General features: G+C 75.7%; 17 protein-coding genes. 5 read left to right on the top strand and 12 right to left on the bottom strand.

What is annotated here, in order from left to right; genetic code table 11:
- Nucleotides 1-19: 19 nt before the first annotated feature.
- Entirely contained in the window at nucleotides 20-2,023 is a 2,004-nt protein-coding gene (locus B9L22_RS10135) for an APC family permease (RefSeq protein ID WP_034652378.1), read from the bottom strand.
- 94 nt (nucleotides 2,024-2,117) lie between these two features.
- Between B9L22_RS10135 and B9L22_RS10130 the strand changes: the two genes are divergently transcribed.
- A complete protein-coding gene (locus B9L22_RS10130) occupies nucleotides 2,118-2,771 on the top strand; it encodes a TrkA family potassium uptake protein (protein ID WP_031316042.1) in 654 nt (217 codons plus the stop codon).
- Nucleotides 2,771-3,499: a TrkA family potassium uptake protein gene (locus tag B9L22_RS10125; protein ID WP_051028145.1), complete on the top strand. Its 729-nt coding sequence runs from the start codon at nucleotides 2,771-2,773 to the stop codon at nucleotides 3,497-3,499. Before B9L22_RS10130 ends, B9L22_RS10125 begins: the two co-directional genes overlap by 1 nt.
- A 42-nt stretch (nucleotides 3,500-3,541) precedes the next feature.
- Here the strand turns inward: B9L22_RS10125 and B9L22_RS10120 are convergent, their stop codons facing one another.
- The 4 genes from B9L22_RS10120 to dut form a co-directional block, all read right to left on the bottom strand.
- Nucleotides 3,542-4,453, bottom strand: coding sequence for a DUF3159 domain-containing protein (locus tag B9L22_RS10120; RefSeq protein ID WP_086150296.1), 912 nt, complete (start codon nucleotides 4,451-4,453; stop codon nucleotides 3,542-3,544).
- Between the two features lie 109 nt (nucleotides 4,454-4,562).
- Nucleotides 4,563-4,937 (bottom strand): OB-fold nucleic acid binding domain-containing protein, encoded by a 375-nt coding sequence (locus B9L22_RS10115; protein ID WP_034652381.1) that lies wholly within the window; start codon nucleotides 4,935-4,937, stop codon nucleotides 4,563-4,565.
- 1 nt (nucleotide 4,938) lies between these two features.
- Nucleotides 4,939-5,682 carry a DUF3710 domain-containing protein gene (locus B9L22_RS10110; RefSeq protein WP_061268206.1) on the bottom strand — a complete coding sequence of 248 codons (744 nt, stop codon included), beginning with the start codon at nucleotides 5,680-5,682 and terminating at the stop codon, nucleotides 4,939-4,941.
- 106 nt (nucleotides 5,683-5,788) lie between these two features.
- Complete coding sequence (gene dut / locus B9L22_RS10105) at nucleotides 5,789-6,265, bottom strand: dUTP diphosphatase (RefSeq protein WP_034652386.1); 477 nt, start codon at nucleotides 6,263-6,265, stop codon at nucleotides 5,789-5,791.
- Between the two features lie 72 nt (nucleotides 6,266-6,337).
- Between dut and B9L22_RS10100 the strand changes: the two genes are divergently transcribed.
- Nucleotides 6,338-6,853 carry a DUF3093 domain-containing protein gene (locus B9L22_RS10100; protein WP_086150295.1) on the top strand — a complete coding sequence of 172 codons (516 nt, stop codon included), beginning with the start codon at nucleotides 6,338-6,340 and terminating at the stop codon, nucleotides 6,851-6,853.
- 137 nt (nucleotides 6,854-6,990) lie between these two features.
- Here B9L22_RS10100 and B9L22_RS10095 read toward each other — a convergent pair whose 3' ends face one another.
- The 3 genes from B9L22_RS10095 to B9L22_RS10085 all read right to left on the bottom strand — a co-directional run bounded on the left by B9L22_RS10095 (nucleotide 6,991) and on the right by B9L22_RS10085 (nucleotide 9,076).
- Nucleotides 6,991-7,290 carry a DUF4193 domain-containing protein gene (locus tag B9L22_RS10095; RefSeq protein ID WP_021483601.1) on the bottom strand — a complete coding sequence of 100 codons (300 nt, stop codon included), beginning with the start codon at nucleotides 7,288-7,290 and terminating at the stop codon, nucleotides 6,991-6,993.
- 277 nt (nucleotides 7,291-7,567) lie between these two features.
- Nucleotides 7,568-8,419, bottom strand: a complete 852-nt coding sequence (locus tag B9L22_RS10090; RefSeq protein ID WP_233139979.1) for an inositol monophosphatase family protein — start codon at nucleotides 8,417-8,419, stop codon at nucleotides 7,568-7,570.
- 3 nt (nucleotides 8,420-8,422) lie between these two features.
- The gene (locus tag B9L22_RS10085; RefSeq protein WP_085388037.1) at nucleotides 8,423-9,076 is read right to left on the bottom strand and encodes a trimeric intracellular cation channel family protein; all 654 of its coding nucleotides are present in this window, start codon (nucleotides 9,074-9,076) and stop codon (nucleotides 8,423-8,425) included.
- 248 nt (nucleotides 9,077-9,324) lie between these two features.
- Between B9L22_RS10085 and sepH the strand changes: the two genes are divergently transcribed.
- Complete coding sequence (gene sepH, locus B9L22_RS10080; RefSeq protein ID WP_086150294.1) at nucleotides 9,325-10,440, top strand: septation protein SepH; 1,116 nt, start codon at nucleotides 9,325-9,327, stop codon at nucleotides 10,438-10,440.
- 13 nt (nucleotides 10,441-10,453) lie between these two features.
- On the opposite strand, the gene B9L22_RS10075 is transcribed toward sepH, so the two are convergent.
- The 4 genes from B9L22_RS10075 to B9L22_RS10060 form a co-directional block, all read right to left on the bottom strand.
- Complete coding sequence (locus B9L22_RS10075; RefSeq protein WP_021482148.1) at nucleotides 10,454-11,095, bottom strand: thymidine kinase; 642 nt, start codon at nucleotides 11,093-11,095, stop codon at nucleotides 10,454-10,456.
- Nucleotides 11,096-11,165: 70 nt separating this feature from the next.
- Nucleotides 11,166-12,368, bottom strand: a complete 1,203-nt coding sequence (locus B9L22_RS10070; protein WP_086150293.1) for an alkaline phosphatase family protein — start codon at nucleotides 12,366-12,368, stop codon at nucleotides 11,166-11,168.
- Complete coding sequence (locus B9L22_RS10065) at nucleotides 12,365-12,958, bottom strand: DUF5998 family protein (RefSeq protein ID WP_043652060.1); 594 nt, start codon at nucleotides 12,956-12,958, stop codon at nucleotides 12,365-12,367. Before B9L22_RS10065 ends, B9L22_RS10070 begins: the two co-directional genes overlap by 4 nt.
- Nucleotides 12,959-13,032: 74 nt before the next feature.
- Nucleotides 13,033-15,786 carry a GNAT family N-acetyltransferase gene (locus B9L22_RS10060; RefSeq protein WP_086150292.1) on the bottom strand — a complete coding sequence of 918 codons (2,754 nt, stop codon included), beginning with the start codon at nucleotides 15,784-15,786 and terminating at the stop codon, nucleotides 13,033-13,035.
- A 247-nt stretch (nucleotides 15,787-16,033) separates the two neighbouring features.
- On the opposite strand from B9L22_RS10060, the gene B9L22_RS10055 reads away from it, so the two are divergent.
- The gene (locus B9L22_RS10055; RefSeq protein ID WP_086150291.1) at nucleotides 16,034-18,484 is read left to right on the top strand and encodes a DNA topoisomerase (ATP-hydrolyzing) subunit A; all 2,451 of its coding nucleotides are present in this window, start codon (nucleotides 16,034-16,036) and stop codon (nucleotides 18,482-18,484) included.
- Nucleotides 18,485-18,531: the final 47 nt, after the last annotated feature.

Here is an 18,531-nt window from a genome sequence, read left to right as displayed (position 1 = left end):
GGGAGTCGCGCCGGCGCGATCAGTACCCGGTGAAGCGCTGGCGGAAGCCCTCGCCCTCGAGCCCGGTCTGCCCCTCCGTCGACGAGAGCTGCCACGGCACCGACGCCACGACGACGCCCGGCGTGAAGAGGAGCCGGCCCTTGAGGCGCAGCGCGCTCTGGTTGTGCAGCAGCTGCTCCCACCAGTGCCCGACGACGTACTCCGGGATGTACACGACCACCAGGTCGCGCGGGGACTCGCGGCGGACCGACCGCACGTACGACAGCACGGGGCGCGTGATCTCGCGGAACGGCGAGTCCAGCACGCGCAGCGGCACCGGGAGGTCGAGGGCCTCCCACTGCCGCATGAGGTCCTCGACGTCCTCGGCGTCGACGCCGACGGTGACGGCCTCGAGCACCGACGGCCGTGACGCCCGCGCGTACGCGAGCGCCCGCATCGTCGGGCGGTGGATCTTCGAGACGAGCACGATCGCGTGCACGCGGCTCGGCAGCGCGCGGGCGGCCGCGGCGTCGTCGCCGAGCGCGAGCTCGTCGCGCACGGTGTCGTAGTGCTTGCGGATCGACTTCATGAGCACGAAGACGATCGCCATCGCGAGGATCGCGATCCACGCGCCGTGCGTGAACTTGGTGAGGAGCACGATGACGAGCACCGTGCCCGTCATGCCGAGACCCACGGTGTTCACGACGCGCGAGCGGCGCATGCGGGACCGCTCGCGCGGCTGGTGCTCGGTGCGCAGCGCGCGGGTCCAGTGCCGCACCATGCCCAGCTGGGACAGCGTGAAGGACACGAACACGCCCACGATGTAGAGCTGGATCAGGCGCGTCACCTCGGCGTCGAAGGCCCAGATGAGCACGATCGCCGCGACCGCGAGCGTGATGATCCCGTTCGAGAACGCGAGGCGGTCGCCGCGCGTGTGGAGCTGGCGCGGGAGGTAGCCGTCCTTGGCGAGGATCGAGCCGAGCACCGGGAACCCGTTGAACGCGGTGTTCGCCGCGAGCACGAGGATGAGCCCCGTCACGGCGGACACGACGTAGAACAGGATCGGCGCGCCGCTGAACACCGTCTCCGCGAGCTGCCCGATTACCGGGTGCTGCACGTAGTCGACCGGGAGCGGCTCGCCGTTCAGCGAGAGCTGCGCGTGCGGGTCCTCCGCGTAGTGCACGCCCGTCGCCCGGGCGAGGAAGAGGATGGAGAGCATCATCGCCGCCGAGATGCCGCCGAGCAGGGCGAGCGTCGTGGCCGCGTTGCGCGACTTGGGCTTGCGGAACGCGGGCACGCCGTTGCTGATGGCCTCGACGCCCGTGAGGGCGGCGCACCCGGACGCGAACGCGCGCGCCACGAGGAACGCGCCCGCGATGCCCATGAGCCCCTGGTCGAACCCGCTCTCCGCCGTGAGCTCGAACTCCGCGCTCTCCGCCGGGCCGAGGTTGCCGGTGACGTACTGGAAGAAGCCGACGACCGCCGTCGTGCCGATCGCGAGCATGAAGAGGTAGACCGGGATCGCGAAGAAGGTGCCCGACTCCTTCACCCCGCGCAGGTTGACGAGCGTGAGCAGCACGACGAGCCCGATCGCGAACGCCGCCTCGTGGTCGCGCAGCGCGGGGATCGCGCTCGCGGCGTACTGCGCGCCCGAGGAGATCGACACCGCGACCGTGAGCACGTAGTCGACCATGAGGGCCGACGCGACGCCGACGCCCGCCGTCGGGCCGAGGTTGACCGTCGCGACCTCGTAGTCGCCGCCGCCCGACGGGTACGCCCGCACGTTCTGGCGGTACGACGCGACGACCGTGAGCAGCACGACCACGACCGCGAGGCCGACCCACGGCGAGATCATCGTCGCGCTGAGGCCCGCGAGCGCGAGCGTCAGGAGGATCTCGTCCGGGGCGTACGCGACGGACGAGAGCGCGTCGGACGCGAACACGGGCAGCGCGACGCGCTTGGGGAGCAGCGTGTGCCCCAGGTGCTCGGAACGGACAGGCCGTCCGAGCAGCAGCCGCTTCGCGGCATCAGCGATCTCCGACACGAGGCCACATGCTATGCCCGACGGCGCCCGGTCGCGCTGGTGCGCGCCCGCGGGCCCGGCGGGCGGTAGCGTTCGGTGCGTGCACTTCGTGATCATGGGCTGCGGGCGCGTCGGTGCGACGCTCGCCCAGTCCCTCGAGTCGAGCGGCCACTCGGTCGCCGTCGTCGACCAGAACCCCGATGCGTTCCGGCGCCTGCCCGCGGAGTTCACGGGCAAGAAGGTGACCGGCGTCGGCTTCGACCGCGACACGCTCGTGCAGGCCGGGATCGAGGACGCGTACGCGTTCGCCGCCGTCTCCGACGGCGACAACTCGAACATCCTGTCCGCGCGCGTGGTCCGCGAGACGTTCGGCGTCGAGAAGGTCGTCGCGCGCATCTACGACCCGCAGCGCGCCGAGATCTACCAGCGGCTCGGCATCCCGACCGTGGCGACCGTGCGCTGGACCTCCGACCAGGTGCTGCGCCGCATGCTCCCGTTCGGCGCGACCGACGAGTACCGCGACCCGTCCGGGCGCGTGCGGCTCGCCCAGGTCGACTTCCACCCCGGCTGGATCGGCCGCACCGTGCGCGCCATCGAGGACGCGACCGAGGCGCGCGTCGCGTTCGTCAGCCGCTTCGGCGACGGCGTCCTCGTCACCGACCGCACCGTCCTGCAGGAGAACGACGTGCTGCACGTGCTCATGGACGACGAGCGGGCCGCCGTCGTCGAACGCAAGCTCACCCACGCACCGAAGGTCGAGGCCGAGTGATGCGCGTCGTCATCGCCGGGGCGGGCTCCGTCGGCCGCTCGATCGCCCGCGAGCTCCTCAGCCACGACCACGAGGTCATGCTCGTCGACAAGCAGCCCGCGGCGATGCGCGTCGCGCAGGTCGCGGACGCCGACTGGCTGCTCGCCGACGCGTGCGAGCTGTCGTCGCTCGCCGAGGCGAAGGTCGACGAGTGCGACGTCATCGTCGCCGCGACGGGCGACGACAAGGTGAACCTCGTCGTGTCGCTCCTCGCCAAGACCGAGTTCGGCGTGCCGCGCACGGTCGCGCGCGTCAACAACCCGAAGAACGAGTGGATGTTCGACGAGTCGTGGGGCGTCGACGTCGCCGTGTCCACGCCGCGCATCATGACGGCGATGGTCGAGGAGGCCGTCGCCGTGGGCGACCTCGTGCGCATCTTCACGTTCCACCAGTCGGGCGCAGACATCCTCGAGGTGACGCTGCCGCCGTCGTCGCCGCTCCTCGGCCGACGCGTGGGCGAGGTGCGCTGGCCGGCGGACACCGTGCTCGCGGCGATCGTGCGCGGCACGCGCCCCATCGCGCCGAGCGCGGACGACACGCTCGAGGTCGGCGACGAGCTCCTGCTCGTCACGGGGAACGAGGCGGACGAGGGCGCGCTCGCGCGGCTGCTCGCCGGCGAGGGCGAGGACGGCCCGACGGCGCCGGACGCGCCCGTCGAGGCTCCCGAGCTCGGCGGCGACCTGCTCTGACAGCGCGGCCCGCGCGACGGTGCGGCCTGCTCGCCGGTGCGGCTACGCCGTGGGCCGCGGTCCGGCGGTCGCGGGGCGGCGCACCAGGATCCACGTGAGCCACAGCACGAGGGCCCACAGCGGGATCCCCATGACGAGGCGCGCGGTGCCGAGCCAGCCGACGTCGCCGTCGAGGTACAGCGGCACCTGGACGGCGAGGCGCGCCCCGAAGAGCCCGATCCACAGCCACGTCGCGGCGGTGTAGCGGCGCACGAGCGCGCGGTCCGACCGCCACGCCCGCGCCCAGCGGGCGAACGCGCCGGGCTCTCCCGCGCTCCCGGCGGCCGGCTCGGCGGGCTGCGGCGCGGGAACGTCCGCGCCCTCGCGGGGCTCGCCGTCGGTCGCGTCCGCCGTCGTGCCGCCGGACGCCGTCCCCACGCCGAAGCCGCTGCGGAAGCCCTCCACGACGAGCCCGACGAGCGGCCAGCGGACCACCACGGACACGAGGAGCGCGACGAGGTACGCGGCGTTGGTCCACAGGCCCCACGCGAAGTAGTCCTGCGCCTCCCCCGAGCGCCACGCCCACAGGACGCCGATGCCGACGCCCAGCAGGCCGCCGAACGCCTGCGTCACGGGCGTGCGCTGGACGAGGCGCGCGGCGACGGCCACGAGGGCGGCCGCGACGGACGTGACGAGCGCCCAGCGCAGGTTGGTCGCCGCGACGTAGACGACGACGAACACGAGCCCGGGCGCGACGGACTCCACGAGCCCGCGCACGCCGCCGATCGCGTCGGCCACCGAGAAGTCCTCGCCCGCGAGGGCGCGCACGCCGCGGGCGCGGCCGTCCTCGGGCGCCGCGACGTCGTCGACGACCGTCTCGACCACCTCGGCGTCGTGCGCGACGGGCTCGGGCGCGCGGCCCGGGTCGGGGCGGCCGCCCACGGGGCCGCCGGTCGCGTCGCTGCTGCTCGTCATGTCGTGGCGTCCTCGGGGGCTCGGGTGGGCGGCGCCGGCGGGAGGGCCGGTGCGGCCGGGTCGGGTGCGCAGGATCGTACGGCACGGCCGTCCACGACGGCCGCCGGGCTCACTCCCCCGGCTTGGCCAGCAGCTCGTAGCGCGGGTTGAAGATGGTGCGGCGGCCGTCGACGTCGCACACGAGCCCCTCGACGAGCGCGCGGCGCCCGGGCTCGATGCCGGCGATCCGGCGGCGCCCGAGCCAGACGAGGTCGACGACGCCGGACCCGTCGAAGAGCTCGACCTCGACCGTCGGCACGCCCTCGCGCGGGCGGAGCACGACGGACCGCAGGACGCCGGAGATCTTCGCGCGGCGGCGGTTGGGCAGCTCGGCGACGGCACGGCAGCCCTTCTGCCGGGCCGCCTCGGTGCGCTCCTCGTCGGCCGCGAGCTCCTCCTGGGAGGCGAGCGCGGTGCGCCAGGCGTCACGCAGGGTGGGGACCATGTCAGCGGATCTCCGTGATCTCCGGCCCACGGGTCAGCGGGTCGAACGACGGCGTCTCGGGGGCACCGGCCGGGGTCGGTGCCGGGGCGGCCTCCGGGCCCTTGCCCGGCAGGTGCAGGGTGAGCAGGTCGCGCGGCGGGCGCGGGTTCTGGTCGCGCACGACGACGATGTTCGCGAACACGGTCTCGAGCAGGCGCGCCTCGGCCGGGTCGACCGCGGCCTTGCCGGTGAGCACGCCGCGCAGGAACCAGCGCGGGCCGTCGACGCCCACGAAGCGCGCGGGCCGCACGCCCGGGCGGCCGTCCGGCGTCTGCGCGGGGATGCGCGCGAGCAGCTCGCGCCCGAACGGGCCCGGCAGGTCGTCGACCGTGCCGCCCTGCTTGGTGACGGACGCCGCGATCTCGCCGCGGATCTCGTCCCAGATGCCCTCGGTGCGCGGCGCGGCGAACGCCTGCACCTGGAGCCCGGAGCCACCGACCGCGCACGCCACGCCCGTGATGCGCTGGGTCTTCTTGTCGACCTCCATGCGCAGCTCCATGCCCGGCACGCCGGGGAGCCACACCGCGCCGAGGTCGAGGCGCGGGCCGCGCTCGGGCACCTGGGCGGAGTCGTACGGGCCGCGTGCGGGGGCCTCGGCGGCCGCCTCCGGGGCGGGCGCGCCGTCGCCGACCTGCTCGGACGTCGTGCCCGACGGCTCGGGCGACTCGGCCGGCTCGGACGACCTGGAGCGACGGAACAGACCCACGGACGAACTCCTTCACCTGCCCGGCACTCGGCCGGGACTCCTCACGGGGCGCTCGCCCCGCACTGATTCCACACTAGCCCGCGCAGCGGCGGGCCGGGTGCGCCGGTCAGGGTGCGGGCGTCCAGCCGCCGCTCGACCCGAACCCGCCCTCGCCGCGGTGCGAGCCGGGCAGGCGCTCGGCCTGCACGAACCGCGCCCGCTCGACCTTCTGGACGACGAGCTGCGCGACCCGGTCGCCGCGCCGCAGCACGACGGGCTCGCGCGCGTCGGTGTTGAGCAGCGTCACCTTGATCTCGCCGCGGTACCCGGCGTCCACGGTCCCCGGCGCGTTGACGACGGTGAGGCCGTGCTTCGCCGCGAGACCCGAGCGCGGGTGCACGAACGCCGCGTAGCCGTCGGGCAGCGCGATCGACACGCCCGTCGGGACCACGGCGCGCTCCCCCGGCGCCAGCTCGACGTCGACGGTCGTCACGAGGTCCGCTCCCGCGTCGCCCGGGTGGGCGTAGGCGGGCAGGGGGACGTCGTCGAGGAGCGTGATGAGGACGTCGACGTCGCCGGTCGAGGGCTGCTGGTGGTTCGGCACCCGCAGAGCCTAGTGCGCGCGGCGCGCTGCGAGCACGTCGGCCGCGGTGCGCGGGGCTGGGATGATGGACCCATGACCGACGCCGCCGACCGCAGCACCCCGTCCTCGACCCGCGGAGCCGCCGGGACGCCCGGCACCGCGGGCACGGCCTCCTACCGCGAGCGCCTCGTCCCGGGCGTCGGCGGCTGGGCCGCGGCGCTCGGCTTCGCGCTCGTCCTCGGGATCGCCCTGTGGCCGGCGAGCCACGCCGTCGCCCTCGGGGTGGGCGGCCTGGCCGCCGTCGCGGGCGTCGCCGCGCTGTGGTGGACGTCGCCCGTCGTCGAGGTCGCCGACGGCGAGCTGCGCGCGGGGCGGGCCCACGTCCCGGCGTCGCTGCTCGGCCAGGTGACGACGCTCGACGCCGACGCGATGCGCGTCCAGCTCGGCCCCCGCCTCGACGCGCGCGCCTACGTGTGCCTGCGCGCGTGGGCGCGCACCGGGGTGCACGTCGTGCTCGAGGACCCGCAGGACCCGACGCCGTACTGGCTCGTCTCGACCCGGCACCCGCAGCGCCTGGCGGACGCGGTCCGCGCCGCGCACGCCGCCTGAGCGCGGCCGCTCGCACGCGACGGCGGGTCGTCCGCTCACCGCGCGCCCGCGCCCCGCTTTGCCTACGGGCCCCGCGAACGACGACGGCCGCCGCCCCGGGGAGGGGGCGGCGGCCGTCGGCCGTGGTGCGCGGCGGGTCAGGCGGCGCACTCCGAGCAGATCTGCTGGCCGTTCTTCTCGTAGGCGAGCTGGCTGCGGTGGTGCACGAGGAAACAGCTCGCGCACGTGAACTCGTCCGCCTGACGGGGAAGGACCCGGACGGAGAGCTCCTCGCCGGACAGGTCGGCACCGGGCAGCTCGAAGCCTTCGGCCGCCTCGGTCTCGTCCTCGTCAACGACGCCCGAGCTCTTGTCGGAGCGACGAGCCTGGAGCTCCTGGAGCGAGTCCTCGCTGAGCTCCTCTTCACTCTTGCGGGGGGCGTCGTAGTCTGTTGCCATCTGTGGGGTCACTCTCCGGAATATCGTCGATCGCGACTGTGCGCGTCCGGACCACCGGCGACGGCCGGTCGTGCCGGGCGGCACGGGTGCGGGGTGCGGGGGCACCCCGTGACGTGTCGTGCCCCGAGGGGGTTCGTGGCACTGCACGCTGATCAATGCGCGGCGCACCGGAATTGTTCCCGGTGGGCCCCCGGATTCTGCACCATTTCCCTGAGTGATGCACCCTGTGGCCGGGCACCCGCCCGGGTGTCGTTGGTCACGGGTGCACGGCACCCCGTCAGGAGTCGGAGTCCGCTCCCGCGTGCTCGAGGATCCGGACGAGCCGGGCGACCGCCTCGGGCGGTCCCGCGACCGTCATCTCGCGGTCCGCGGCGCGACCCCGCAGTCCCGTCACGAGCGCCCCGGCCTCGTGCGCGACGAGCGCTCCCGCGGCCATGTCCCACGGGTTGAGACCACGCTCGTAGTAGAGGTCGAGCTCGCCCGTGGCGACGAGGCACAGGTCGATCGCGGCCGAGCCGAGGCGGCGGATGTCGCGCACCTGCGGCAGCACGTCGAGCAGCACGCGGGCCTGCGCGCGGCGACGGTCGGCGTCGTACCCGAAGCCCGTGCCCACGAGGCACTGGCCGAGATCGGTCTCGGCGTTGACGTGCACGGGACGGCCGTCGAGGGTCGCCCCCGCTCCCAGCCCCGCCGTCCACGTGCGGTCGTCGACGACGGAGTGCACCGCCCCGGCGAGCACCGTCCACTCCAGCGGGTCGGGCGGGCCGACCACCGCGGCGACCGACACCGCGTACGACGCGACGCCGTAGAGGTAGTTCACCGTGCCGTCGACCGGGTCGATGACCCAGGTGACGCCCGACGTCCCGGCCGAGGCGCCCTCCTCCTCGCCGAGGATCGCGTCGTCGGGGCGGGCGGCGGCGATGCCGCGGCGCAGCAGCGCCTCGGAGTCGGCGTCCATCCGCGTCACGACGTCGGTCGCGGTCGACTTCGTCGCGGCCACCTCGACCCGGTCGGGACGGCCGGAGCGGACCAGCTCGCCGGCCTCGCGCGCGAGGCGCTCGGCCAGGTCGCGCAGGTCGGCCACGGTGACGTCGTCGGGCTGCCGGGGGTCGTCGATGAAGAGGCGCACGGCTCACATCCTGCCCGACCCGCGGCCTGCCCGGCGACCCTCCCACGGGCCGGGCGCGGACCAGCCGAGGCGCAGCGAGACGAGACGGAAACCGAACACGAGCGCGAGGACCGCCGCCTGCGAGAACGGCCCGAGCAGGTCCGCCTCGGCGAGCGCCGCGGTGAGCGCGGCCCCCGCGAGCGCCGGGATGGCGTAGAGCTGCTTGTCCTGGAACAGCAGCGGCACCTCGTTGGTCAGCAGATCGCGCAGGATGCCGCCCCCCACGCCCGTGAGCACGCCCGCGAACACCGCGGCGAGCGGGCCGACGCCGTACTCCAGGGCCTTCATGGTCCCGGACAGCACGAAGAGCGCGAGGGCGCCGGCGTCGAGCACGATGATGCTGCGCCGCAGCCGCTCGAGCCGCGGGTGCCAGAAGAACGTGACGACGCCCGCGAGCGCCGCGACGGCCACGAGCCGCCAGTCGGAGATGCCGACGGGCGGGATCGCCCCGATGAGGACGTCGCGCAGGAGCCCGCCGCCCAGCCCCGCGGCCCACGCGAGCACGAGGACGCCGACGAGGTCGAACCGCTTGCGCACCGCGGCGAGCCCGCCGGACAGCGCCGCGAAGAACACGCCGCCGAGCTCGAGGGCGTCGCCGGGCACGAGGTCGAGGATCACCCCCGCATCATCCCAGCCGCCGCCTGCCGGGGCCGGGCCGGGCCGGTGCGAATGAGCGGCACACCGCGCGTGCTGCGCCGCTCGGGGATGGGACGATGGCACCCTCGAGGGAGCGGTGGCGCGGGCGTCGCGGTCCACGGCGCACGGCGGTCCGGCACGCGGCCGGGCGCCGAGCGACCGGGGCGGCACACGAGCGGCATACGAGCGGCACCGCGAGCGCCACCGGGCGCGGCGACACGGGAGGGTCCATGGACGAGCTGGAGCTGGTGAGACTGCACGAGGACGGGGAGCACCTCGTCCTGCGCGCGACGGGCGGCGCGCAGTTCGTGCTGCCCATCACCGAGGCGCTGCGCGCGGCCGTACGGCGCGACCGCCCGCACCTGGAGCACCTGCGCGCGGAGGGCGAGCGCAACCTCGCCCCGCGCGAGATCCAGGCCCGGCTGCGGGCCGGGGACTCCGTGGAGGCGGTCGCCGAGGCCGCGGGGCTCGGGGTCGAGCACGTGCGCCGGTTCGCCGGCCCGGTCGTCGCCGAGCAGGAGTACGTCGTCGAGCGCGTGCGCGGGCTGCGCCCGGGGCACGACGAGGACTCCCCGACGGTGGGCGAGCTCGTCGCGCAGCGGCTCGCCGCGCGCGACGTCGACGCCGCGGCGGTCGCGTGGAGCGCGGCGCGCGCGCACGGCTCCCCGTGGGTCGTGACGGCGACGTTCGAGGCCGGCACCGGCGAGCGGACGGCCCGCTGGACCTACGACCCGGCGACGCGCGCGCTGCAGGCGCTCGACGACGAGGCCCGCTGGCTCTCCGGGACGGACGCCCCGCGCGACCCGGCACCGGGGGCCGTGGCGGTGTTCGACGTGGACGCGACCGCGCGCGGCGCCCGCGGCCTGCGGGCCGCACCGCCCGCCGACGACGGGACGGCCGAGCTGCTCGACGACCTGAGCCAGCGGCGCGGCGTGCGCCCGCGCAAGGACCCGGCCCCCGCGGGCGACGCCGTCGGGCAGGAGCCGTTCGAGGGCTTCGGTCCGCTCGCCCCGCGGAACCGTGAGCAGGACGAGGACGAGGGCGGGTTCTCCGGCGACCTGCCCGCGGGCGCGACCGTGGTGCACCTGCCGACGATCCGGCCCCCGCAGGGCCTGGTCGCCGCCGCCGACGCGACCGGGGACGGCCCCGACGAGCCCGGGCGCCCGCAGACCGGGCCGTCCGGGGAGGCCGGCGCGGACGACGACGCCTCGTCGGCGTCCGACGCCGACGGCGCCTCCAGCACAGTGCGGCCCCCGGCCGCGCGCGAGGCCCGCAAGGGCAAGAACCGGTCGCGCGCGAAGGTCCCGAGCTGGGACGAGATCGTGTTCGGGGCCCGCCCCGAGTGATGCCCGCGGCGCGTCAGCGCGGCAGGTCGAGCGGCAGGCCGTCCTCCGTCGCGTGCCGGCGCGCGACCGCCGTCGTCATGCGCCGCATGTGGTGGCGCCGGCAGAGCACCTCGTAGCCGATCTCCCCCGAGCCGGCCCGGACGTCCCCGACGACGACCTGGTCGCCCTCGACGACCATGCGCCCGTCCACCGTGCGCGCGTTGTGCGTGGCGCGCCGCCCGCACCAGCACAGCGACTCGACCTGGAGGACCTCGACCCGGTCCGCGAGCTCGATGAGGCGTGCGGAGCCCGGGAACAGGCGCGTGCGGAAGTCGGCCGTGATGCCGAACGCGAAGACGTCGATCTCCGTCTCGTCGACGAGGCGCGCGAGCTGCTCGACCTGCGCCGGGGAGTAGAACTGCGCCTCGTCGCACACCAGGTAGTCCACGGGCACCGGCTCGGCGGTGACGAGCGACCAGAAGTCGGTGTCGTCGTGGACCTCGCGCGCGACGACCTCGAGCCCGAGGCGCGAGGAGAGCCGGTCGGACCCGGCGCGGTCGTCGCGCGAGAAGATCAGCCCGCGGCGGCCCCGCGCGGCGTGGTTGTGGTCGAGCTGGAGCGCCAGGGTGGACTTGCCGCAGTCCATGGTCCCGGAGAAGAAGACGAGCTCTGCCATCGGCGGTCCTCCGCGAGGTCGGTCGGTGCGTCCGCGCCCGGTGGCTCCGGCGCGACGGGAAGCGGTCGGGTCAGGTGGCCGCGACGAGCAACGGCACGCGCATCTCGCGCTGGGTGAGCGAGCCGTGCACGCCCACGAGCGTGAGGGACGCGGGCGTCTGGGTGCGCGAGTCGACGACGGTCGCCCGCCCCCGCAGCGCGACCATCACGTCGCCGGCGGCGGCGACGGCGTCGGGCCGGGGGTCGGGCCCGAGGAGGCCCCGGGCCAGCACCTCGTCCCGCTCCAGCACGAGCGCGTCGTCGCCGAGGACGTCGCGCCACCGCGCGGCGACGGCCGCCGTCTGGCCGGGCTCGGTGTACACGTGGACCGCGCGCGGCTCGCCGCCGACGAGCTCGACGCCGCGGGCGAGCGCGGGGTCGGTCGCGACGTCGCGGCGCAGCGCCGGGTCGACGTCGACCATGCCGTGGTCCGCGGTGACGAGCACGAGCGTGCCGCGCGGCACCGACCGCACGAGGCGCGCGAGCTCGCGGTCGAGCGCCTCGAGCTCGTCGCCCCACTGCCACGACGCGCTGCCGTGGTGGTGGCCCGCCTTGTCCACCTCGCCCCAGTAGAGGTAGACGAGACCGGGCCGGGACAGCGCGCGGACGGCCGCGTCGACGCGCCCCGCCAGCGGCTCGGCGGACGCGTACGTGCCGCCGCGCAGCGCGGCGACCGTCATGCCCGACCCGGCGAACCGGGCGGGGCCGGTCGACATCACTGCGACGCCCGCCCCGGCCAGGCGCGCGAGCACCGGCTCCTCGCGCTGCAGCTCGGCGGGCGCGGGCGCGCCCTCCCACGACACCATGTTGGCGAGGCCGCGCGTCACCGGGTTGCGCTGCGTGTACCCGAGCATGCCCGTGCGGCCCGGCGCGGTGCCCGTGCCGAACGCGCCGATCGCGGCGGCGGTCGTGCTGGGGAACGTCGAGGTGAGGGGCCGCGCGTCGGGCAGGAGCGAGCGCAGGAACGGGGCGTGCCCCGCGCGCTCGGCGAGGTTGAGGTGGCCGAGGCCGTCGACCAGCACGACGCACACGCGCTCGGCGCGCGGCAGGTCGAGCGCGCCGCGCGCCGTCTCGCTCGCGAGCCCCGTGGCGGTGGTCAGGTCGACGCCGAGCGCGCCCGCGGCGGCGGGCAGGACGGCCGCGAGGCCGTGCGTCCCGTGCTCCGGCGCGAGCAGGCCCGGAGGGAGCGCCGGGTCGGCGACCGGGGTCGGCGCGCCCGCGGGTGCCTCGCTCACCGGGCGCTGTGCCGCGTGGTCGAGCGCGACAGGGCCCGCGCGAAGTCCACCGCGGCACGGACGGCGTCGCGGCCCTCCGCCTCGGCGCTCACGCGGACGACGACGTCGTCGGGCGTGATCTGGCCGGTGAGCCCGTGGTCGGCGTCGCACGCGGGGTCGGGGCAGCCGGCGGGCTCGAGGTCGACGCGCGAGACCGCGCCCCAGCCGAGCGCGAGCGTGACCTCGAGCGGCGCGGCGCCCGCACGGTGCTCGTGCGGCTCCGCCACGACGTGCGTGAGCGAGACGGACCGCACCTCGGACAGGGGCACCGCCTCGGTCGTGGCGGCGGCGGAGGCCGACGGGTTCTCGCTGTCCGCCGGGTGGTCGTCGACGTGCGCCGTGACGAGCCGCGTGGGCGTGAGGACGAGCACCGTGAGGTGGCGGCGCACCTCGGTCGCGTCGAACGTCGTCTCCGGGAGCACGAGGTGCGAGACGATCTCCTCCCCCGCGACCGCGAGGTCGAGGACGTCCGCGACGAGCTCCGGGTAGTAGCCGGCGCGGTGGAGCTGGGTCGTCAGGTCGGTCCAGGCGTTGGAGGTAGCAGAGGGCACCCGCGCATTGTCCCATCCGGCGCCGGGCCGGGGCCACCCGCCGTCGGGGCCCTGGGCGGGTGGCGGCCGGCCCGTCAGCCCGGCAGGGCCCGCCGGAGCGCGTCGGCCCGCTGGGCGTCGGCGAGCGTGACGCGCGCGCTGAGGACCGCGGCCCCGTGCTCCGAGACGACGACGGGGTACAGCTCGAGGCTGCGGACCTCGGGCAGGTCGTCCGCGAGCACGGACACGCGCGCCAGGACGTCCTCGAGCGCGGCCGTGGCCACCACGTGCGTGCCCATGTAGCCGAACAGGCGCGGCGCGGCCCGCACCGAGCGGACCATCGCCGCGACGTCGACGTCGGTCAGGGGCGGCACGCCGTACGCGACGTCGCCGAGGAGGTCGACGGCGTCGCCCGCGAGCCCGAACGAGACGACGGGGCCGAAGAGCTGGTCCTCGGTCGAGCGGACCACGCACGCGACCCCGGCGTCCGCCATCGCCTGGACCTCGAACGGCTCGTCGGCGGCGCCCGGCAGCACGGCCGCGAGCGCCTCGCGCATCTGCGCGAAGTCCGAGCGCAGCTCGGTCTCGTCCGCGATGTCCAGCCGCACGCCGCCGAGGTCGGCCCGGTGCCGCAGGCCTGCCGCGGTGCTCTTGAGCACCACGGGCCAGCCGACCTCGCGCGCCGCCTCGACCGCCTCGTCGGCGGTGCGGACCCGGCGCGCGGGCCAGACCCGCACGCCGTAGCACGCGAGCAGCTCCGCCGTCGTCGTCGGGTCGAGGTCGACGGCGTCCTGACCGGCGAGCGCCTCCTCGACGAGCGCGCGCGCCCGCACCGGGTCGACGCCGGCCGGGCGCACGGGCGTGCCGTGGTCGGCCTCGCGCCAGCGCGCGTAGCGCACGACCGCGCCGAGCGCGGCGACGGCGTCCTCCGGCGTCGAGTAGGCGGGGACGCGCACGGGGGCCGCCCCGCTCTGCCCCTCCGGGGCCGGGGCCGAGAGCTCGTCGGTGAGGCCGTGCAGGCCGAGCATGCTCGCCACGGTCGTGCGGCCCGTGCGGGCGGCCGCGTCCGCGACGGCGCGCGAGACGTCCGCGCGCCGGGGCCCGACGACCGGGACCTGCACCACCACGACGACGTCGCACGCGTCGGGCGCGTAGAGCGCGTCGACCGTGGCGGCGAGCTCGTCGGCGGACGCGTCCTCGGGCAGGAAGTCCGAGCGCGCGACGACGAGGCCCGCCGAGGACGACGCCTCGGCGACGAGCGCGGCGAGCGACGCGGAGCTCGCGAGGATGCCGACGCGGCGCCCGGCCGGGAGCGGCTGGTGCGCGAGGAGCTGGGCGATGTCGATCATGTGGTGCGTGTTCTCGGCGCGGATGACGCCGGACTGCCGCAACATCTCCTCGAGCGTCCGCCGCGGCGCGCGCGTCGAGCGGACCGCGTGCCCCGGCGGCACGACGTGCCCCGAGCGCCCGGCCGTCACCACGACGACGGGCTTGACCGACGCGAGGCGGCGCGCGATGCGCGAGAACTTGCGCGGGTTGCCGATGGACTCGAGGTAGAGGCACACGACCTGCGTCGCGGCGTCGTCCTGCCAGTACTGCATGAGGTCGTTGCCCGAGACGTCGGCACGGTGCCCGGCGGACAGGAACGACGACACTCCCAGGCCGCGCCGCGCCGTCGTCGCGAGGAGCGTCACGGCCATGGGCGCGGACTGGCTGAACAGGCCCACCACGCCGGGGGCCGGCAGGTCGTGGGCGAGGGTCGCGGCGAGCGCCGGACGGTCGGGCGCGTCGCCCGTGCGCAGCAGCCCGTAGCTCGCGGGCCCGACGACGCGCAGGCCCGCCGTGTGCGCGACGCGCAGGAGCTCGCGCTGCAGCGCGAGCCCGTCCGGCCCGGTCTCGGCGAAGCCGGCCGACAGCACGACGACGCCTCGCACCTCGAGGCGCGCGAGCCGGCGGACCGCGTCGATCGCCGCGGGCGGCGGCAGCGCGACGACGGCGAGGTCGACGGGGCCGGGCACGTCGGCGAGGGACGCGTGCGACCGCTCCTCCCCCGGCGCGCGCGCGGCACCCACGACGTGGACCGTCACGGCGCTGCGGTCGAGCGCGGCGAGCGCACGCTGCGCCAGCAGGCGGTCGAGGGCCTCGCCGTCGTGCTCCGCGCCCGCGTCGAGCGGGGCGTCGGGACCGACGAGCACGACGCTCGTGGCGCCCAGCAGCCCCTGCATGCTCCGGGCCTCCGCGCGGTGCTCGCGGTCCGCCATGACGGCCCGGGACCGTTCCGTGGGGTCGAGGTCGACGCTGACCTGGACGAAGCCGTCGTCCATCTGCTGGCGCACGTCGTACCCGGCCTCGCGGAACACGGCGAGCATCTTGCCGTTCTGCGGCAGCACCTCGGCGGTGAAGCGGCGCACGCCGCGCTCGCGCGCCGCCGCGGCGACGTGCTCCAGCAGCACGGAGCCCAGGCCCCGCCCCTGCGCGGAGTCGGCGATGTTGAAGGCGACCTCCGCCTCGGCCGGTCCGGTGCGGTCGAACCGCGCGACGCCGATGATGTCCTCGCCGCCGTCCCCGGGGGCGCTGTCGCGCGGTCGCACCGCGACGAGCGCGACGCGGTCCACGTGGTCGACGCGCGTGAAGCGCTCGAGGTCGCGCTCGGACAGCCGCTCCATGGGCGCGAAGAACCGCAGGTACGTGGAGCGCTCGGACTGGCCGACGTGGAAGCGCTGGAGCGCGTCGGCGTCCTCGGGGCGGATGGGCCGCACGTGGGTGGTGGTCCCGTCGCGCAGCACGACGTCGGCCTCCCACTCCACCGGGTACCGGTCCGGGTCCCGCCCCGGCGCGTCGTCGTCCACGACCCCAGGCTATGCGGTCGCGCGCGCGGTGCGCCTGCGCCACCCCGGCCCGAGCCGGGAGGACAATGGTCCTGGCAGGACCGTCCCGGTACGTGCCGCGGCAGGCGCCGTGGCACAGCGTGTCGGACGCGTGGCGTACCCTCGCGTGCGGCACGAACCCGCAGCACCCCGGCCGGCCCAGCACCGGCCACGACGGCACAGACCCCGCGCCACCGCGGCGCACCGAACGGCAGGAGCCCGCAGGCCCATGGCGCGCAAGTCCTCGACCCCCTCGATCGACCCGGCCGAGGTGAACGAGAAGATCGTCGACGTCGACGTCCAGGCGGAGATGGAGACGTCGTTCCTCGAGTACGCCTACTCCGTCATCTACTCGCGCGCCCTGCCCGACGCGCGGGACGGCCTCAAGCCCGTCCAGCGCCGCATCCTCTACATGATGGCCGACATGGGGCTGCGCCCCGACCGCGCCCACGTGAAGTCGGCGCGCGTCGTCGGCGAGGTCATGGGCAAGCTGCACCCGCACGGCGACGCCGCGATCTACGACGCGCTCGTGCGGCTGTCCCAGGACTTCTCGCTCCGGCTCCCGCTGGTCGACGGGCACGGCAACTTCGGCACGCTCGACGACGGCCCCGCGGCCTCCCGGTACACCGAGGCCCGTCTCGCGCCGCCGTCGCTCGCGATGACGGCAGGGCTCGACGAGGACGTCGTCGACTTCGTGCCGAACTACGACAACAAGCTCCAGCAGCCCGAGGTCCTGCCCGCCGCGATCCCCAACCTGCTGGTCAACGGCGCGTCGGGCATCGCGGTCGGCATGGCGACGAACATGGCACCGCACAACCTCGTCGAGGTCGTCGCCGCGGCACGCCACCTCGTCGCGCACCCGGACGCCGACCTCGAGGCGCTCATGCGGTTCGTGCCCGGCCCGGACCTGCCGACGGGCGGCAAGATCGTCGGCCTCGACGGCGTCCGCGACGCCTACCGCACGGGCCGCGGGACGTTCCGCACGCGCGCCACGGCACGCGTCGAGAACCTCACGCCGCGCCGCAAGGGCATCGTCATCACCGAGCTGCCCTACCTCGTCGGCCCGGAGAAGGTGATCGAGAAGATCGCCGAGGGCGTCAAGACGAAGAAGATCCAGGGCATCACGGCCGCGACCGACCTCACGGACCGCGAGCACGGGCTGCGCATCGTCGTCGAGGTGAAGACGGGCTTCAACCCCGAGGCGGTGCTCGAGCAGCTCTACAAGTTCACGCCGCTCGAGGACTCGTTCGGCATGAACAACGTCGCGCTCGTCGACGGCCAGCCGCGCACGCTCGGCCTGCGCGAGATGCTCACGGTCTGGGTGAACCACCGGATCGACGTGGTCCGCCGTCGCTCGGCCTACCGCCTGCGCAAGCGGTCCGAGCGGCTGCACCTCGTGGACGGCCTGCTCGTCGCGATCGTCGACATCGACGAGGTGATCCAGGTGATCCGCTCGTCCGACGACACGGCGACCGCCCGCGGGCGCCTGCAGACGGTGTTCGACCTGTCCGAGCCGCAGGCGGAGTACATCCTCGAGCTCCAGCTGCGCCGCCTCACCAAGTTCTCGCGCATCGAGCTCGAGAAGGAGCAGGAGACGCTGCGCCGCGAGATCGAGGAGCTCCAGGAGATCCTCGGCAGCGACGCACGGCTCCGCGCCGTGGTGTCGGGCGAGATGGCCGACGTCGCGAAGACGTACGGCACCCCGCGCCGCACGATCCTGCTGGAGTCCGCGGGCGCGGCACCGACGACGACCGCAGCCGTCCCGCTCGAGGTCGCCGACACCACGTGCTGGGCGCTGTTCTCCGCGACCGGGCTCCTCGCTCGCACGAGCGACGAGACGGAGCCCGCGCGCTCGGGGCCGCGCGCCGCGCACGACGTGCTGCGCGCCGCCGTCCGCACGACCGCGCGCCGCGAGGTCGGCCTCGTCACGAGCCGGGGCCGCATGCTGCGCGTGTCCGTGCTCGACCTGCCCGCCCTCCCGCCGACGGACAACGCGCCGAGCCTGTCGGGCGGCGTCCCGCTCAGCGAGGTCGTCGCGCTCGAGCCGGGCGAGGAGGCGGTGACCATCGCGTCGCTCGACCCCGACGCTCCCCCGCTCGCGCTCGGCACCGCGCAGGGCGTCGTCAAGCGCGTCACGCCGGGCGACGTCCCGGGCAACCGCGACGAGTGGGAGGTCATCGGGCTCAAGGACGGCGACACCGTCGTGGGCGCGGCGCCCGCGACGGACGCCGACGAGCTCGTGTTCGTCTCCAGCGACGCGTCCCTGCTGCACTTCGACGCGTCGGCGGTCCGGCCCCAGGGCCGCCCGGCGGGCGGCATGGCCGGCATCCGGCTCGCCGACGGCCAGCGGGTCGCGTTCTTCGGCGTGGTCCCGGCCGACGTGCGCGACCTCGGCGTCGTCGTCACCGTCGCCGGGTCGTCCGACGCGCTCCCCGGGACCCAGACCGGCGCCGGCAAGGTGACCCCGTACGAGCTCTACCCCGGCAAGGGCCGCGGGACCGGCGGCGTCCGCGCGCACCGGTTCCTCAAGGGCGAGGACGCGCTCATCCTCGCGTGGGTCGGCCAGGGTCCGGCGCGGGCGACGGGGTCGGGCGGGCAGTCGGTCGACCTGCCCCCGGTCGACCAGCGCCGCGACGGGTCGGGCACGCCGCTCGCGTCGCCGGTGACGGCCGTCGGGTAGCGCTCGGTCCTCCCGCCCGGTCGTCGTCGTGCGCCGGGCGGGTCGCT

Origin of the sequence: Cellulosimicrobium sp. KWT-B (genome assembly GCF_002127155.1) — a bacterium.
GTDB classification, from domain to species: Bacteria; Actinomycetota; Actinomycetes; order Actinomycetales; family Cellulomonadaceae; genus Cellulosimicrobium; species Cellulosimicrobium funkei.
The sequence above is the reverse complement of the archived record's forward strand: the minus strand, read 5'-3'. Positions and strand labels throughout refer to the sequence as shown.